Source organism: Actinopolymorpha alba DSM 45243, from assembly GCF_000373925.1.
GTDB classification, from domain to species: Bacteria; Actinomycetota; Actinomycetes; order Propionibacteriales; family Actinopolymorphaceae; genus Actinopolymorpha; species Actinopolymorpha alba.
Genome location: NZ_KB892801.1, coordinates 54,593 through 71,636, shown reverse-complemented (window position 1 = coordinate 71,636; position 17,044 = coordinate 54,593). Strand labels below are relative to the sequence as shown.

16 protein-coding genes are annotated in these 17,044 nt (G+C 70.1%); 5 read left to right on the top strand and 11 right to left on the bottom strand.

The window, feature by feature from the left end:
* Window positions 1-39: 39 nt before the first annotated feature.
* The 3 genes from tilS to dacB all read right to left on the bottom strand — a co-directional run bounded on the left by tilS (window position 40) and on the right by dacB (window position 3,960).
* On the bottom strand, window positions 40-1,125 hold the full coding sequence (gene tilS, locus B141_RS0132900) for a tRNA lysidine(34) synthetase TilS (protein WP_020579441.1): 1,086 nt from the start codon (window positions 1,123-1,125) through the stop codon (window positions 40-42).
* A 14-nt stretch (window positions 1,126-1,139) separates the two neighbouring features.
* A complete protein-coding gene (locus B141_RS0132895; RefSeq protein ID WP_020579440.1) occupies window positions 1,140-2,366 on the bottom strand; it encodes a zinc-dependent metalloprotease in 1,227 nt (408 codons plus the stop codon).
* Between the two features lie 121 nt (window positions 2,367-2,487).
* Window positions 2,488-3,960 (bottom strand): D-alanyl-D-alanine carboxypeptidase/D-alanyl-D-alanine endopeptidase, encoded by a 1,473-nt coding sequence (gene dacB / locus B141_RS44110; RefSeq protein WP_020579439.1) that lies wholly within the window; start codon window positions 3,958-3,960, stop codon window positions 2,488-2,490.
* A 256-nt stretch (window positions 3,961-4,216) separates the two neighbouring features.
* Here dacB and B141_RS0132885 point away from each other — a divergent pair, with 256 nt between their 5' ends.
* Window positions 4,217-4,708: an inorganic diphosphatase gene (locus B141_RS0132885; RefSeq protein WP_020579438.1), complete on the top strand. Its 492-nt coding sequence runs from the start codon at window positions 4,217-4,219 to the stop codon at window positions 4,706-4,708.
* A 15-nt stretch (window positions 4,709-4,723) separates the two neighbouring features.
* Here B141_RS0132885 and B141_RS0132880 read toward each other — a convergent pair whose 3' ends face one another.
* From B141_RS0132880 to B141_RS46505, 3 genes are all read right to left on the bottom strand, one after another.
* Complete coding sequence (locus B141_RS0132880) at window positions 4,724-5,560, bottom strand: SAM hydrolase/SAM-dependent halogenase family protein (protein ID WP_020579437.1); 837 nt, start codon at window positions 5,558-5,560, stop codon at window positions 4,724-4,726.
* Between the two features lie 12 nt (window positions 5,561-5,572).
* Window positions 5,573-6,082, bottom strand: a complete 510-nt coding sequence (locus B141_RS0132875; RefSeq protein ID WP_157181474.1) for a GNAT family N-acetyltransferase — start codon at window positions 6,080-6,082, stop codon at window positions 5,573-5,575.
* A 156-nt stretch (window positions 6,083-6,238) separates the two neighbouring features.
* Complete coding sequence (locus tag B141_RS46505; protein WP_020579435.1) at window positions 6,239-7,495, bottom strand: C40 family peptidase; 1,257 nt, start codon at window positions 7,493-7,495, stop codon at window positions 6,239-6,241.
* A 35-nt stretch (window positions 7,496-7,530) separates the two neighbouring features.
* Between B141_RS46505 and B141_RS49930 the strand changes: the two genes are divergently transcribed.
* Complete coding sequence (locus tag B141_RS49930) at window positions 7,531-7,674, top strand: hypothetical protein (protein ID WP_157181473.1); 144 nt, start codon at window positions 7,531-7,533, stop codon at window positions 7,672-7,674.
* Window positions 7,675-7,784: 110 nt separating this feature from the next.
* Here B141_RS49930 and B141_RS0132860 read toward each other — a convergent pair whose 3' ends face one another.
* A complete protein-coding gene (locus B141_RS0132860; RefSeq protein ID WP_020579433.1) occupies window positions 7,785-8,588 on the bottom strand; it encodes a phytanoyl-CoA dioxygenase family protein in 804 nt (267 codons plus the stop codon).
* A gap of 128 nt (window positions 8,589-8,716) precedes the next feature.
* Here B141_RS0132860 and B141_RS0132855 point away from each other — a divergent pair, with 128 nt between their 5' ends.
* A complete protein-coding gene (locus tag B141_RS0132855) occupies window positions 8,717-9,631 on the top strand; it encodes an AraC family transcriptional regulator (protein ID WP_020579432.1) in 915 nt (304 codons plus the stop codon).
* Between the two features lie 97 nt (window positions 9,632-9,728).
* Complete coding sequence (locus B141_RS0132850; protein WP_020579431.1) at window positions 9,729-10,988, top strand: GNAT family N-acetyltransferase; 1,260 nt, start codon at window positions 9,729-9,731, stop codon at window positions 10,986-10,988.
* Between the two features lie 755 nt (window positions 10,989-11,743).
* Here the strand turns inward: B141_RS0132850 and B141_RS0132845 are convergent.
* Entirely contained in the window at window positions 11,744-12,289 is a 546-nt protein-coding gene (locus B141_RS0132845) for a hypothetical protein (protein ID WP_020579430.1), read from the bottom strand.
* 222 nt (window positions 12,290-12,511) lie between these two features.
* Between B141_RS0132845 and B141_RS44100 the strand changes: the two genes are divergently transcribed.
* Entirely contained in the window at window positions 12,512-12,808 is a 297-nt protein-coding gene (locus B141_RS44100; protein WP_051114258.1) for a hypothetical protein, read from the top strand.
* A 35-nt stretch (window positions 12,809-12,843) separates the two neighbouring features.
* On the opposite strand, the gene B141_RS0132835 is transcribed toward B141_RS44100, so the two are convergent.
* The 3 genes from B141_RS0132835 to B141_RS0132825 are packed head-to-tail and all read right to left on the bottom strand — an operon-like array spanning window position 12,844 to window position 17,018.
* Window positions 12,844-13,275 carry a protein-tyrosine phosphatase family protein gene (locus tag B141_RS0132835; protein WP_020579428.1) on the bottom strand — a complete coding sequence of 144 codons (432 nt, stop codon included), beginning with the start codon at window positions 13,273-13,275 and terminating at the stop codon, window positions 12,844-12,846.
* Window positions 13,276-13,291: 16 nt separating this feature from the next.
* Window positions 13,292-15,184, bottom strand: coding sequence for an ABC transporter ATP-binding protein (locus tag B141_RS0132830; protein WP_020579427.1), 1,893 nt, complete (start codon window positions 15,182-15,184; stop codon window positions 13,292-13,294).
* Window positions 15,177-17,018 (bottom strand): ABC transporter ATP-binding protein, encoded by a 1,842-nt coding sequence (locus B141_RS0132825; RefSeq protein ID WP_020579426.1) that lies wholly within the window; start codon window positions 17,016-17,018, stop codon window positions 15,177-15,179. Before B141_RS0132825 ends, B141_RS0132830 begins: the two co-directional genes overlap by 8 nt.
* Window positions 17,019-17,044: the final 26 nt, after the last annotated feature.

Genomic DNA, 17,044 nt, shown 5'->3' with positions numbered 1-17,044 from the left:
TGCGAGGACCCAACCAAGGGGACCTGGAGCCTCGCATGATCAAGAACGCTGGGGCGTCCCCGTCTCGGCCGCGGGTGGTCGGGCGAAGGAGATCAGTCCGCCGCGACGGCAGGCCCGGATACCACCAGGCAGGTCGACGCCGACCTGACCGCGCCAGTCCGTCACCAGGGCGTCGAGCGCCAGGAGGTGGCGGGCGAAGAGATCGGTGCCGGGGCATCCGGCCCCGAGCGCCGCGCGGCGGAACACCCGGCGGCGGACCGCCGCGGGCAGCGGGATCAGCCGATCGACCTGGAGCGGGTCGGCGCGCGGGCCGGCGTGCGTGCCGGCGAGCGTGTCGGCGGCCGCGGTGCAGTCGGCGTACGCCTGATCCGCCCACGCGTCCAGCGCGTCCGCGTCGTCGCGCAGCAGCTCCGCAGTGCGGGCCAGGGCCGCGGCGATCCCGGGCCCCAGCTCCTGCTCCATCACCGGGAGCACCTGCCGGCGAACCCGGACCCTGGCGTACGCCGGATCAGCGTTGTGCGGGTCTTCCCAGACCTCGAGCCCGGCGGCCGCGCACGCGTCACGGGTGACGATCCGGTCGAGTCCGAGCAGCGGCCGGCGATAGCGGTCAGGCACCGGCTGCCCGGCGCGGCCGGCGTCGGGTGAGGCCGCGGGCGCCCGTGCCGGCATGCCGGCGAGCGAACGCGCACCCGAGCCGCGGGCCAGGCCGAGCAACACCGTCTCCGCCTGGTCGTCGCGGGTGTGGCCGAGCAGGACGACGCGCGCGTCGAGTCGGTCGGCGGCGGCGTCGAGCGCGGCGTACCTGGCCCGCCGTGCAGCCGCCTCAGGCCCACCTCCGGCGTTCACCGTGACGGTCGCGACCTCGACCGGATGAAGGCCGAGGGATCTCAGGAGTTCAGCCACCTGAGCTGCCCGGCCGGCTGAGCCGGGTTGCAGGCCGTGGTCGACCGTGATGGCGCCGGCGATCCACCCGGCCCTGCGGGCCTCGAACGCCGTCGCGGCCGCCAGGGCGAGGGAGTCGGCGCCACCCGAGCAGGCCACGAGGATCCGTGCGCCGGGTTGGAGATCGGCGAGTGAACGGCGGACGGCCGCCCGGACCGCCGCCACCGCGGGGTGCGGTCCCATCGGCAGTAGCTCGGCTATCCGTGCACCCGGCGTACCCACGCGTCGGGGTCGTGTATCTCGGCCTTGGTCGGCAGGTGTGCGGGCGACGCCCACACGGCGTTGAAGCCCTCCTGCCCGACCGCCGCGACCGTGGTGCGGACGAACGCCGCGCCATCGCGGTACTGGCGGAGCTTGGCGTCAAGACCGAGCATCCGCTTCAGGAACTGATCGAGCCAGCTCCCCCCGCTCCTACGCTGCTGGAAGCTCGACCGGATCGTGGCGACCGAGGGGATGACCTCTGGTCCGACGCCGTCCATCACCACGTCGGCGTGCCCCTCGAGCAGGGACATCACCGCCGTCACCTGGTCGAGGATCTCCCGCTGCGCCGGCGTCTGCACCAGGTCGATGAACGACACCTCCTGCTGGCCACCGCGGGCAGTCCGACCGAGCTGCTCGAAGCCCTGGCGGAGGTGGGAGAACATCGCCGTCGGGTCGATGTCGGTCTCTTCGAGGAAGGAGCGGATCTGGCCACGCAGGTGATCGCGGAGCCACGGCACCGCCGTGAACTGCACCCGGTGGGTCTCCTCATGCAGGCAGACCCAGAGCCGGAAGTCATGCGGGTCGACGCCGAGCTCCCGCTCGACGTGGGCCACGTTGGGAGCGACGAGAAGCAGCCGGCCGGCTGGCGGCGCGCTCGGAACCAGCTCGGCGGCCCGGCCTTCCGGCGTACCAGCCGCACCCGCGCCGTCCACCCCGCCGTCAGGACTGACCCGAGGAGCGGGTACGCCGACCGCGCCGTCGGACCAGAACGGGTCGAACTGCCCGAGGACCTTGCTGGACAGAAACGCCAGGAGAGCGCCGGCCTCGACACCGGTGACCCGGGACCCGAACGTCCCCATTCGGGAGAGATCAGCCCCGCCGCGGCGTTCGCGGACCTTGTCCACCAGGGGCTCGAGGACCTGCCGGAACGCGTCGACGTTGGCCTGGACCCAGCCGTTCCGGTCGACGACGACCACCGGCGCCCGGGCGCCGGTCGTGTGCAGGCCGGTATAGCTGCGCACGTGGCCCTCAGCCTTGGTGGCGAACTCCCTCAGGTCGGCAACGACCTGGCGGGCCTCGTCCACCGTGACGTCGGGGCCGGGGCGGAGGAGTCGCCTGGCTGTCGCAAGGGCGAGGTCCCAGTCGACCATCGACTCCGCATCGTCGCGGGCGCCGGAGAGGTCGGGCCCCGGAGTCGCGCCCGGGTTAGCACGGTCGCTCATACGCGTCCTCGCTTCCGCTCCGATCGCTCATGTCCCCACCGTACGCGGTCATGCCAGCCCAGCTCCGATCGATGCGTAACTGTCGGCGGGTCTGTCGTCACACCACCCGCCAGCAGATCTGTCAGCGGCACCCACATCCGGCGAGCGTCGCGGCGATCTGGTCGAGCGCCGGCCGCGGGTCTGACATACGAGCCTGGTCGGAGATCACCGCGAACGCCAGGAGGGTGCCGTCCTTCGTGGTGGCGACACCGGCGAGGGACCCGATCCCGCTCAACGTTCCGGTCTTGGCGCGCACCTGGCCGATGCCGGTCGCGGCGGCGCCGTAGAACCGCTGGTCGAGGCTGCCGCTGAACCCGGCCACCGGCAGCCCGGTCAGGACGGCCCGAAGTTCCGGGAACTCCGGCCGGGCGGCGAGCGCCAGCGTCTCGGTGAGAACGTCGGCACTGAGCCGGCCTTGCCGAGAGAGCCCGCTGCCGTCGTGCAGCTCGATCTGGTCGGCCTCGGTGACCCCGATCCGGGCGAGGACCTCCTTGATCGCGCTCGTCGCCCCCGCGAAGGTCGCCGGCTTGCCCTCGGCGATCGCGACGTGCCGCGCGAGCACCTCGGCGGCGTCGTTGTCACTGATCAGCAGCGTGTGTTCGACGATCTCCTCCAACGGCGGCGAGGAGACGCGGGCGAGTTCGGTGGACTTCGCGGGCGCCTTGCCGCGGGCCGGGGATCCGACCACGGTGACGCCGCGGGCGGTCAGTGCGGTGGCGAACGCCTTGGCAGCGGTTTGTGCGGGGTCGCTGGCTCGCGGTACTCGCGCCGGCCAGGACAGCTTGGCCTCGTCGACCCACAGGGATGAGATCCGCGCGACCACGCCGGAGGGAACGTACTGGCTCTCCCATGCGGGGTTCTCCGGCTGCGAGAACAACGTGTCGTCGAACCGCAGGCTCACCTTCGTGGTGCCGGACGCCCGCAGGCGCCGGGCGGTCTGGGCGGCCAGGTCGTCGACGGTGGCGGGTGTGGGGTAGTCGCGGGCGACGGCCGGGTCCGAACGGGTGCGGGCCCGAGCGGTGGCAAGCAGCGGGTCACCGCCGCCGACCAGCACGATCTGGTCGGGCTGGGAACCCGCGACGACCTTCGTGTCGAAGCGGTGCGCCGGCCCGAGCGTGGCGAGCACGGCCGCGCTGGTGAGGATCTTGGTCGTGGACGCGGGGATGTAGGAGCCCGTCTGGTCCTTGCCGTACACCACTTTGCCCGTCGTGACGTCGCGGACCGCCACCGACGCGTGGGCCCCCAGCGCCGGGGAGGCGAGCAGCGGGCCAAGTGCCTCGGCGAGGCCGGCGTTGGTCGGAGTGCGGGCCTTCCCGTCGAGGGCCCGCAGGACCGGTCGGGCCGGCGCCCGGGTCGGGGTGGGTGCGGCCGTGGCGGGCGGAAGCGTCGGGCTGCGGGTCACGACGCTGGACGGGGTCCGCGGCGACCAGGTGAGTTTGACGGCCCCGGTGGCGACCGCCGCCAGCGCGCCCACGACGAGGGCGCCAACGACCGCTAGCGCCACCGCGACCTTGGCGCCGGTCGCCGGCTCCCGGGTTTGTTGTCGACCCCCCACGGTTGACCTCCCCTGGTCCGCATACCCCGTACGGGACCTTACGTGCACTTCCAGCTGCGCGGCGGGGGTGGGCCCAGACGGGCGAAGCCCGGTGGGGCGGAACCAACAGAGCGGGGGTGGGCCCAGACGGGCGAAGCCCGGTGGGGCCGGAACCAACAGAGCGGGGGTGGGAGGTCATCCGCCCTGCCCCTTCGCACTAGCCGGGTGGAACGTGCGCGACACTAGGGCACGCGGTGATAACGGAAGGCAGGGCGCTGTGGACGTCGACGTGACGATCGAGATCCCCAAGGGTCAGCGGAACAAATACGAGATGGATCACGAGAGTGGGCGGATCCGGCTCGACAGGACCCTCTTCACGGCCACGCAGTACCCCGCCGACTACGGCTTCATCGAAGACACCCTCGGCCAGGACGGCGACCCGCTCGACGCGCTTGTCCTCCTGCAGGAGCCGACGTTCCCCGGCTGCCTGATCCGGGTCCGTCCGGTGGCGATGTTCCGGATGCGCGACGAGAAGGGCCGCGACGACAAGGTGGTCTGCGTACCCGCCAACGATCCGCGCCTCGACCGCTTCCAGGACATCGACGACATGCCGCCGTTCGACCGCCTGGAGATCCAGCACTTCTTCGAGGTCTACAAGGAGCTCGAGCCCGGTAAGTCCGTCGAAGGCGCCACCTGGGTCGGCCGCCAGGAGGCGGAGGCGGAGATCGTCGCGTCACAGGAACGCTTCCAGGCGCTCGGGAAGCACTGACGCCCTGGTCTGCGGTCAGGCAGGAGCTGTCGGGCGGCGCAAATGTACGACGTCGCCGGTGCGCACGCCGAGCCGAGCCGCCGCCTCCCCGTTGTTGACGGCGAGCGCCAGGCGGCCGTCGGAGTCGCAGTAGGCGAGGAGCTCGCCGGTGGCTACGTCGCCGAACGTAGTACCCACCGCTGCCCGGTCCCGACGATCGCCCGCCTCGATGTCAATGTGCCCTTGCGGCTCCTCCGGACCGCGGACCGCCCACTCGCGGAGCAGCTCCAGGTCTTCGGGGCCCCCGGCCAGCTGGACGTTCGCGAACCGGTCGACGTACGTCACCTCACACGTCAGCCGCCCGTCGGCGACCTCGCGGCGCGGCTCCGGGAGGTGGGTCAGGTCAGCGGGCTTCAGGAGTTCGCCCACCTCCGACATCGCGCCGCCATGGGCCAGGTGGGCCGCCACCGGCGCGAAGATGTCGCGGCCGTGGAACGTCTGGTCGACGTCGGGCAGCCACAGCGCCATGTTGCTGAGCACGCGCGCCTCGGTGATGCCACCCAGGACCTCCGCGGCCGGCAGGAGCAGGCCGTTGTCGGGCCCGACCAGCATGCTCCGGCCGGCGGCCAGCGCGACACCCCGCCGGGACGTGCCGACACCGGGGTCGACCACCGCGAGGAAGATCGCCGGCGGGAGATACCTGGCCACCCGCGCGAGGACCGCCGCGCCGTGACGGACATCCTGCGGGGGTACGTCGTGGCTCACGTCAAGCATCTGGACGCCGGGCGCGGCCTGGGTGATGACGCCGTGGCACACCGCCGCGAAGCCGTCGCGGGTGCCGTAGTCGGTGAGGAAGGCGATCAGCTGCGGCATGAACGGATTCTCTCAGCCGGCGGCGGCGCGCCCACCCACCTTGGCCAGCTGGCACTCGTACCGCACACCGGGTCGCCCGTCGAGCTGGATGTCCGCCACGGCGGTGAACCCGTTGCGTTGGAGCACGGCCATGGACGCCGGGTTGTCGCGGGTGGTGACCGCCCTGAGGTTCGAAAGGTCGTACGCCTCGACCGCCAGGCGGCGCACCTCCCCAACCGCGGCCGTCGCGACGCCCCGGCCAGTAGCGCGCTCACCGATCCGGTAGCCGAGCTCAGCAGCGCCCGCACTGACATCGATGAGGTTGACCCGACCGATCAGATCCCCGTGTTCGTCGATGACGACGTGAAAATGACAGACACCGGCGTCCTGCTCGGCGAGCCGGGCACGGTGCAGGTCGGCGAACTCGGTGAAGTACGCGTCCCCGCGATCCGGCACCGTCCGAACGAAGAACTCGCGGTTCTCCCGCTCGAACGCCAGCAGAGCAGGCGCGTGGTCAGCGTGCAGACGTTCCAACCTCAGCATGTCCGGCAGCATATGAGCACGGCCGCCATGGGAATGTCGGAGCCCGAGACCGTTGATCATGGCCCCCCTGGCGGAGGAATTTCGGCAAAGACGCCGAGACGCCTCCGCCAAGTCGCCTCCCGCTACCTTCTCCCGCGAATAGGCCGCGCCGACCACTCACCGTGGCCGGGCGAAGTGCGTCGGCGTACCCATGTAGAACATCGAGCGCTTCTCGACGTTCCGGCCGGGCCGGGGCGCATGCACCATCTGGCCGCCGCCGAGGTACATCGCCTCGTGGTAGATCGTGTTGGAGTCGGTCGGGTTACTCGCCCAGAAGATCAGGTCACCCGCCCGCAGCTCGCTCATCGCGATCGGTCGGGACTGGCGGTACTGCCCACGGGCGAAGTGCGGCATCGAGATCCCGGCGGCTTCCCAGGCCCGCATCGTCAGGCCCGAGCAGTCCCAGGTGTCCGGCCCGGCCGCGCCGAAGACGTACGGTTCACCAAGCTGGGCGAGCACGAACGCCAGCGCAACCTGGCGTTGACGCGGGGAGGGTACGCCTCCCCCGTCGTCGGGCCCGTCGCCGCCCGTATCGCCACCGCCACCGCCACCGCTCCCGTTATCGCCCGTCCCGTCGTCGCCGTCCTGCTTGCGCTTCTCCTCGGCCTTGCGCTGCTCCTCCGCTTGGCGGCGGGCCTGCTCGGCACGCTCCTGCGCCTGGCGTTCCAGACCCTCCTGGCGGGCGGCGGCGAGGTCGACGGAGATCCGCCCCAGCTCGGCGAGCCGCTCGACCAACGCCCGCTTCTCGGTACTGATCGCCGCGACCGCCCCTGCCTGGGCGCCTGCCAACGCCTCGGCGCGCTGCCGGGCCTGCGCCGCCTGCTCTGTTTGCGCGGCCTGGGCGGCCACCGCCTTCGCCGCCTCGGCGTCGAGCACCCTCGCCACGGACTGGCTGGCGCGCAGTGACCGGTAGGCGTCGGTCACGGACGCCGACACCATCGAGACCGTCGAGGTCTGGTCGAGGAGACCGCTGGGGCCGTCGGCGCGCAGGTACGCCGCTACTTCCGTGAGACCCGGATCGAGGCGGTACGTCGCCGCCGCCAACCGCGCGAGATCCCGCCGCTTCTCCTCAGACGCCCGCCGGGCCGCCTCCGCCCGCTGCGCCGCCTGCCGCGCGGCGGCCTCGGCCTGCGAACGCTGGTAGACGGCGGTGTTATAGACCTCGGCCGCGGCCTGCGCGTCGATCTCGAGTTGGCGGAGGCGAGCATCGGCGGACGCGAGCTGGGCCTGGATTCGGCCGACGCTTCCGGCTGCGGTGTCCACCTCGCGGCGGGCGTCCTCAACCTGCTGCTGGCTTGGCACCTTCGCCGGGTCCTGCGGGTCGGCGTACGCCATCCCGGCCGGCGCGAGGGCGAGGACGGCCCCGAGGACCACGGCCGCGCGGGACCATCGGGCCAGGCGTCCGGCGGGTGCGGGCGCCTGGCGAGCCGGTCCTCGCGAGGACCGTGCTCGGGAGAACGGTGTTCGTGACGACGCTGTTCGGGATGGCGCTGTTCGCGACTCCACGACCTCGCCTCCTCGCGGCGGCCCCAGGTAAGACGATCATCTCCTGACGGTCGGAACGTACCTATCCACGTGATCAGATGAAACGCCTGGGGCAGGACCAGCTCTGGTCAACCCGGCCGCGCACCGCTGAACCACACCAATGTGATTTCGAAGAAGGTCACCCACCCGTGGTCCCCCACGGCCGCGGAAACGTCTCGCCGTCAAGCCGGTCTCCGGCGGCCAGGCCGAGCGGATCGGTGACGACGTGCGGCGTACCCGCGTACACCGTGTCGGCGTCCATGTAGATCGTGACGTGCGCGAACCTGGCCTGGTCGGTGCGGTTGGGCAGCGCCATGTGACCGGTGTAGCTGGAGTGGAATGTGCAGTCGCCGGCCCGCAGCGGGACCGTGACCCGCGGCCGCCAGCGCAACGACGGATCGACCGTGAACAGATCCTCCTCGTCGTGGAGGTTCTGCGGCCGAAACCCCGTGAGGTTCTGCGTACCAGGCAGGAAGGTCATACAACCGCGCTCGAAGGGTACGTCGACGAGGGCGACCCACGCTGACAGCGAGTGCCGGTCACTGGCGTGCGGCCAGTAGGGCCGGTCCTGGTGGAACTCCGTCGCCACGTTGTTGTGAGGCTCCTTGACGAGCATGTGGTCGTGCCAGATGCGGAGCGGGATGCCGGCCAACTGCTCAGCGACCCGGGCGATCCTGGGATGGAGGGTGAGCTCGGCGATCGTGGGGTCGCGCGGCCAGACATTGACGAGTTGGGTGAACACCGCGTCCCTGGAGAAGTTCTCGGAGCGGTGTGCCGCGAGATACGCCTCGGCCGCGGCCTTGAACCGCGTGACCTCGGCCGGCTCGAGGATGCCACGGACTCGGACGAATCCGTCCCGGCGATAGTCGTCGACAACGCGCTGATTCACCGCGCCGGCCGCATCGAGGTCGGTCCAGCGTTCCTGCGACGTGCTTCCGGTCATCGCGCCCCTCCTATCGAAATGGGGATGGTCCTGTCGAAAGGGAGATGGATGGTGCCCTGCCTCCTACCCTCACGTGAGGGGGTACCGATAGCTAGGCAGATCCGGACCAACGCTCGTACGATCCTGACGTGTCCGCAGGGCAACCACCGGCGCCGATCTACCGCGAGCGCGAGTTGTTCCGCGCGGCCGCGTTCCCTCTCTTCGCCAACGTCGCCACCCTCGCCGGTGACAGCGAGATCCACAGCCATGACTTCCTGGAGATCGCCGTCGTCGGCGCTGGTACCGGCACGCACGTGTGCGCCCACGGCGCTACCTCGGTGAGCGCGGGTCAGGTGTTCGTCCTGCGACCGGGCACCTGGCACGGGTTCGCCGGCTGCCGTGGGCTGGTCGTCGCCAACACCTGCCTTTCTCCTTCGACGCTGCTACGGGACGTGGCGTTTCTGCGCGAGGAACCCGAGGTCTCCGACCTGCTCTGGTCGGGGCCACTCGCGCCACACTGTCAAGGCGTCCTTGCGGTCGAGATCTCGGCCTTGGCCGCTCGTGAGGCCGTCGCGTCGATCAGTGTTCTGGAACGGCGGATCGCCGAACGCCCCCACGACCGGGTACTCCTGCTCGGCCAGCTACTCACAGTCCTCGGCCAACTCGTCGCGGGTCTGCCCGCGGCGGGGTCCACCGGGCCGCACCCGCACGAGCCTCGGGGTCCGCATCCGGCCGTCTCCGAAGCCGCCGGCCGACTCGACGCGGCACCGGAACACCCCTGGCAGGTGGAGGAGATCGCGCGCCTGGTGAGCCTGGATCCGGCGTACCTCTCCCGGCTCTTCCGGCGCGACCTCGGGGTTCCACCGATCGCCTACCTGGCCCGGCTGCGCGCCGAGAAGGCGGCCGGGCTGCTGGCTGGCGGTACGACACCCGTCGCCCGGGTCGGTGCTCTTGTGGGGTGGCCGGATCCGACCTACTTCGCCCGGCGGTTCCGTACCCTTGTCGGGCTCACCCCGAGCGAGTACCGCCGCCGGCTCCGCCCGACCGCTGAGCCGGACACGTGAGCGGGTCGGACACGTGAGCGGGTCGGACACGTGAGCGGGTCGGACAGCAGGAATGGGGGGTGCCCACACCACGCGCTGACGGCTAGTCTCGCCAGCCGTGAGCATCGAAACGACGGGCACCACCACGGGTACGCCAGCGAGAAGCACAGGTACGCCGGCGACGGCAGGCTCCGCGAGCACGATCCGGCGGGTCCACGGCGAGGAACTCCTGACGACGGCGTTGCCGCTCCAGTCGTACGCCTTCATCCGGTCACCGCACCCGGTCGAGGCCGAAGAACGCTGGCGACGTTCGCTTCACTACCACGAGCGCAACACGATCCTGGTCGCCTTCGGTGACGAGGTCGCCGAGGCGACCGTCGAAGGCCTGCCCATGCGGCAGAACGTCCGCGGCCGCACGGTCGGGATGCTCGGAGTGAGCGGCGTCGCGACCCACCCGATGGCCCGCCGTCGCGGCCACATCCGCGCCCTCCTCACCCAACTGCACGGTGAGATGCGGGACGCCGGCCACGCGGTCAGCACGCTGTATCCGTTCCGGCAGTCGTTCTATGAGCGCTTCGGGTACGTCGGATTCCCCAAGGCGCGGCGGATCCGGCTCTTTCCGGCCGGGCTGGACCGGGTGGTGCGGGCCGACGTCCCGGGCGAGGTGACGTTCCATCGCATCGGCGAGGTGTATGACGACTACTCCGGCTTCGTCGAACGCCTGCTGGGCGAGCGGCATGGCTTCTCGGTGTCCCCGCCCGAGTCGGCCGCGCAGCTTCGCGACGACAATGACCACTGGGTGGTCTTCGCCCGCCAGGAGGGCGAGATCACCGGTGCGCTGCTCTACCGGACGACCGGCTTCGGCCAGGACCTCGAAGGCGCCGCCCTGCTGAGCCGCGGCCACATCGCGCGGACCCTGCTGCTGCAATGGTTGGGACGGCACCTCGATCAGTTCTCCGCGTTCACCTTCGAACTCCCGCCGGACGAGCGGCCCGACCTCTGGTACGTCGACGTTCACTATGCCGAGGAGACGAAGGTCGCAAGCCCCACACACAGCGCCCCGATGGGACGGGTGCTCTCCGTCGAAGGGCTCGCCGGCATCGGCGCTGGCCCTTCCCGGGTCACGGTCGAGGTGGTCGACGATCCGTTCGTGGGCGGCATCTGGACCCTGGACGGCTCAAGCGGGTCGCTCGAGGTGAGGAGGGGCGGTACGCCTACCGCGACGCTCACCTCACACGGGCTGGCCGCGCTGGTCTACGGCGTGCTCGATCCGGAAGAGCTTGTGCTGCAGGGATACGCGGTCGCGGAGCCAGAGAGTCGTACAGCGCTCGCCACGCTGTTCCCGCCCGCGGCGCCGTACCTCTTCTCCTCCTTCTGAAAGACCCCTGTGGGGTGAAGGCAGCGGGACGCGACTTGGCGGAGGTGTCTCGGCTTCTATGCCGAAACTCCTCCGCCAAGTCACCGCAACCTCGTAGCCGTCCGGCCCGCGATCGTGGACTTGTCCGAAGGATTGACGCCCCTCCACGCGGAGAACCTTCGGACAAGTCGCGGACGCACTCGGAGGCTTGTTTAAAACACTTCGGTGGATACTCGAAACCCCGGTGGGCGCCTTGCATCAGGCAAAACCCTGGACCGCCATACTGGTCGTGCCGCGGGTGGCGTTTTACTTTTTCTACGCCTTCTCCGGGGTGGTACGCGGAAGACCCCCATACAAGAGAAATTGCCGCGTGAGGTCCGGCGGCAGGCGGGCTCGGCATCCTCGGATGGGCGGGCCATCGCAGATCGTGAAGATTTTGGGGTGCTATAACCCCCTTAAGTTTTCACGATCTTGCTGAATACAGCGCCCGTCTCAAATGGCGTACACCCAGTCGTATCGGATAGCGAGACGCAAGCTTCTGTCTCACATTGTGTACACCCATTGGCGGACGTCACGCGGCAACTCCCCACCTCACAAGGAAAATTTGCCTTGCCTGGTGGGAACATGCCCCGCCTCGTGCCGCAGAAGGTGTACACAATGCGAGACACCACCAGACGCCACCCACGGCACACCCGATTTGGTGAAGGTGCGTCGGCCTGGACGGCTTGGATTGTCGGTGCCGGCATCGCGGAATCGGGAAAGCGGGTGTGGATCGGTCAGCAACCGCCGCAGTTGTAATAGGTGATGTCCCAGTGGTTGCCTTCCCGGGCATAGATGTTTCCGGCCGCCGAGCGGTACATCGCGGCGCCGTCGCTGCGATACCCGATGAAGGTGAAGGTGCGGGTGATGTAGTTGCTGACGCAGGTATAGATACTGATGTCGAGCTTGTAACCGTTCCAGTGGCTGTACGTGCCGCCGGCATGGCCGGTTTCGGTGCCGCCGGTGACGTTGACGGCGCAGCCGCTGGCGTTCTTGAGCGTGATGATGCCCCGGATGGTGTCAAGGTTGACTTGCTCGAACGACGTACACGTGGGGTTGTTGCGGTTGCTGCAACCGCCGCTGGACGACCAGGTGATGCCGGCCGCGCGGAGCCGGCTCGTGGCGTCGGCGTGGCTGAGCTTGGTGACCATCGGCCGGACGACACCCGGCGACCCTGATGTCGACGTCGCGGGCGGGGCGCCAGCGGCAAGTGCCGGCCCCGCCCCGACCGCGAGGGTCAGCACGGATGCCGCGATGCTGGCGACGAAGGTGGAGATACGCATGCTGGCCTGCCTCCTTGAACCTCGACGAACTCCATGAACCTCGACGAAACGCTGGCGGACTCGACGAGGAATTCAGCCGCGAAACTCCCCCGCGAGCGGCCCCGCCGGATTCGCAAGCTAATCGGCCGGATCGCCGGGCTGAAGCCGTACGGCCGATTCGGCCGCTTGCTGCCAGCGGGTCGACCCCTGGACGACTGCGCGAGGATCGACGACTATCGAAGAATGAGGGGCGATCGGGTTGAGATTGTCATCGACGCGGGCGGCCAGACGCGTACGTACGACGTCACCGCCACCCGCAACGGCCGGCGCGTGGAGATCACCACCGGACGCGGCATCGTCGAGGTGAGCGAGGTGACGCGCGGGGGCACAGCAGTCAGGACCGCCCGCTTCATGGCCAGCCGGGTCCTCGCCCTCGTCGAGCACCCGGCGTCCAGGGAGCGCCTGCCCGATGACGAACTCCCTCCCCCGCGGCCCGGTCACGAGGCCCGCGAGGCAGCCGAGGACCACACCTACCTCTGACGACTGACGAGGACGACGTCAGCGCCGCGGCCGGGTCAGGGCTGGAAGCGGGCGACGAAGCGGCGTTGCCAGGGCGTCTCGACGGCGCGCGCCGCGTAGTGCCTGCGTACGTAGCCGACGGCATGGTGCGGGGGTACGCCGTCGAGGACAGCGAGGCAGGCCAGAGCCGTGCCGGTCCTTCCGTGTCCGCCGGCGCAGGCGATCTCGACGCGTTCGCCATCGGCGCGTGCCAACGCTTCCCGTAAGGCCTCAGCCATCGCCGCGCGGTCGGACGGCAGCCAGAAGTCGGGCCACCGGATCCATCGGCTCTCCCAGCTGACCCGGGGTGGCCGGCGTCCCAACAGATAGAGCGCGAACGTGGGCAACGGACCTTCCGGCAACGGTCGGCGAAGTCCGCGCCCGCGCACCAACCTGCCCGAGGGCAACTCGAGTACGCCCGCCGCCGTCGGCTCCCACAATGCCGTCACACGGCGAGCCTAAGCCTTAGCGATATCCCCGCGCCTGCAGCTCATAGAGCTCGGCGTATGTACCGGCCCGGTCGATCAGCTCGTCGTGGGTGCCGTACTCCACGACGGTCCCGCCGGAAAGCACCACGATGTGGTCGGCACTGCGGACCGTGGAGAACCGGTGCGAGACGAGAAGCGTGACTCCGTTGGCGTTTCGTTCCCTGCGCGCCGCCGCGGCGTACCGCGCGAAGAGCGTGTCCTCGGTCTGGGCATCCAGGCTCGCGGTCGGCTCGTCGAGGACCGTGAGCAACGGCTCCTCGCGCATCAGGCCACGGGCCAGCGCGACCTTCTGCCATTGCCCGCCTGAGAGTTCGGTGCCACCCGGCCAGGTCGCGCCGAGCTGGGTACGAAGTCCGTCCGGCAGCGATTGGGCCAGGTCCGCGGCGCCCGCCGCCGCCAGCGCGCGATGGGCAGCCTCGGGATCGTCGCGTCGTCGAAGGTCCCCGAGCATGACGGCCTCGCCCAGGGCGAGTTCGAACCTCGCGTGATCCTGGAACGCACCGGTGCAACGTTCGCGCCAGCTGCGCAGGTCGAGGCCGGCGAGATCGTGACCGTCGACGAAGATGCCGCCCTCGGTGGGTTCGTACATCCCGCACAGCAGTTTGACGAACGTCGTCTTGCCGGCACCGTTGTCTCCGACGAACGCTACGACACTGCCCGCCGGTAGCGTCAAGGACACCTTGTCAAGGATCAGGCTGGGCGTTCCGGGATAGCGGAAGCTGAGGTCGCGCACCTCGATTCCCACCCGCAGGCGGGCCGGAATGGCCGGAACGGCCGGAGCAACCGGCTCAACCGACTTGACCAGCTTGACCGATCCGGCCGTCGACCGACCTGGCAACTGAGCGGTTCTCCGGCGGTCTTCCTCCCGCGCATGGTCGACCAGCCACAGATAGCGGGCTCCGATCGCCAGGCACCCAACCAACCACTCGAACATGCCGACCGCGACCCTGAGGTTGGCGCTCATCGTAGCCGCCAACACCAGTGCGAGCGCGAAGTCACCCACGCTCGCCTGGCCGGACGCCACTCCCGCCGCTACCAGCAGGAGCGCACCGACGAAACCGACCGCGAAGAACGCCGACGCGAACGCCTGCCAGCCCGCACCGAGCCACGCCACGCGGGTACGGATCGCATGCTCGCGCCGCCACGCCGCACCGCTCAGTGCGAGCAGCTGGTCCGCCAGCCCGAAGACCCGGATCTCCTTACCTGGCGAGGCATTCGTTCCCAGGTTGACAAGGTGTCGTTGACGCCGCCGATCTTCGCCCATCGCCTCCTGTGCGGAGCGCTCGCGGATCGCCGACGCTCGGCCCACCAGCAGTGCGGGTACGCCGAAGACCGGCAGCAGTACGAGCGCCGGATGGACACTGGCGAGCAACCCGATCGTGAGGGCGGTCTGGGCGACCACGCCAAGCGTTTCGGCCAACGATTCAAGCGTCCAGTGGACGATCCAGGTTTCCTTTCGCAGCGGATCGAGCTTGTCGAGATACTCGGGGCGTTCCAGGTGCTGGATCGTGGGCGTGCCCGCGGACCTGCGGATCAGCTCGGTCTCCAGAGTGGCACCGGCCTTCTCCCGGAAGGTGCGGTTCAGGCGCCTCCCGATCGCGCTGCTCGCCCAACCGGCCACCTGGCTGATCACCAGTCCGGCGACCGCGAAGACGATGGCATCGCGGTCGTGGTCGAGGGCCGCGTCCACCAGCAACTTGAGCCACCACGCGAAGACCGTGCCGGTCAACCAGGCCAGCGGAATGAGCCCGAGCGCCGCCACCGCGATCCGCCGATCAGAGCGGAACGCCGTCCAGACGACGTAGACCAGCGTGCGGAACAGCCCAGGCAAGGCTTCCTTGCCACCTTCAGCCGCGTGTCGTTCAGGCATTGCTCACTCCGCTCGTGAACCTGTCAGCCTGCAGGCGGAACATCCGTGCGTACGCACCTCCGGCGGCGAGCAGTTCCTCGTGGGACCCGTCCTCAATCACCCGGCCGCCGCTCAACACACAGATCCGGTCGACGTGCCGCACGCTCGACAACCGGTGGGTGACCAGCAGAGTGGTCGTACCGGCAGGGATTCCCGCGCCGCCCTTGTCCTGGAGGAGGCTCTCGAAGAGTTCGACCTCGGCACGCACATCAAGGTTGGCGGTGGGCTCGTCGAGGACCAGCAGGCGCGCCCCGCCCTGCGTCGCGCGCAACGCCCGGGCGAGCGCGATCCGCTGCCACTGGCCGCCGGACAGGTCGCTGCCACCGCGGTACTGCCGAGCGAGCACGGTGTCCCATCCCGACGGCAGCCCCTCGATCAGATCGAGCGCACCCGCCCGGCGGGCCGCCGCGTGCAGTGCCTCGTCACCGTCGAGCTCACCCGGACGCCCGAAGGCAACGTTGTCGCGGGCGGTGAGCTCGTAGCGCACGAAGTCCTGGAAAACAACGGAGATCTGGCTCCGCCAGGAGTTCGGCGCGTACTCCCGTAGGTCCCGGCCATCGACGAGGATCGCGCCCTCATCCGGGTCGTACAACCGGGCGAGCAGCTTGAGCAAGGTCGTCTTGCCAGCGCCGTTCTCCCCCACGATCGCGAGGGACCCACCTGCCGGGATGGTGAGCTCCAGACCGTCAAGGACGGGTTGCGCGGCATCGGGATAGCTGAAACGTACGCCGGCGAACCGCACCTCCCCTGCCGGCGTTCCAGCCGCGGAAGCCGAGCCAGAAAGCCGCGTCCGCGGTGTCAGCGTCACCCGCTCCAACCTGAGGATGTGCGGGATGGCGGCGGCTCCCTGGTAGGCCCACCACAGCTCGATGTCGCCGACGACCGTCACGGCCAGGATCGCCTGGACGTAGACGGTCAGTTCACCCGCGCTCACCTGTCCAGCGAGGGTCTGCGCGGCAAGCCACCCGAACACGGCCAGGTTCGCGACCGCGACCGTCGCCAGCGCGCGCAGGACGGGTCCTCGTTGGGCGCGACGGGCCCGCCACAGATGGGAGAGGAAATCCAGTCGATGGCGCCGGGCCTCACCGGCGAGGAAGTCGACCAGACCGAACAACCGGGTCTCCTTCGCCGCCGGCGGATCCAGCGCGAGGTCACGGAAGTAGTCCGCCCGCCTCTGGAGGATGGTGTACTCCTCCTTCTGGTCGGTCTCGAGCCGTTCGTCGTCGTGCATCCACAGGTGGATCAGCCCGACCGACCCGAGCAGCACAAGCGGCGCCCACCAGGCGAGACCGACCAGCAGGACCGATCCGCCGAGGGCCGTCGTGACGGAAGTGACCACCCGGCCGAACTCCTCGACGATCCGGGTCATCGGGCCGACGTCCCACTCGATCTCGCGCCCGCGCTGGATCTCGTCGGCCACCTCGGGGTCCTCGAGATGGCCGATGCCCGCGGGTGCGAGCGTGGCGGCGAGGAGGCGCTGACGCAGGTGGTGGACGACCGCCGAACCGATGGACGTGCCCAGCGCGTTCCGGACCGGCCCGAGCGCCTGGCCGGCCGCGAAGAAGACGCCGACGAGCACCAGAGCGGCGAGCAGTCGCTGGCCTTCCGGCGAGCCGAGCCCGGCGTCGACGGCGGCCGGCGCCCGCGCCACGGCGAGCCCACTTGCCGCGATCACCGCGGGAGGGAGCAGCCCGGTGACCACCGCAAGGACGAGGAACGCCGACGAGCGGGCGGGAGTGGTACGGAGGATCGTGGAGACGAGGAGGCGGACCGAGGTGAAGAACGGGACCTGCACGGCGGGTGCCTCCCGGGTTTGGGCTG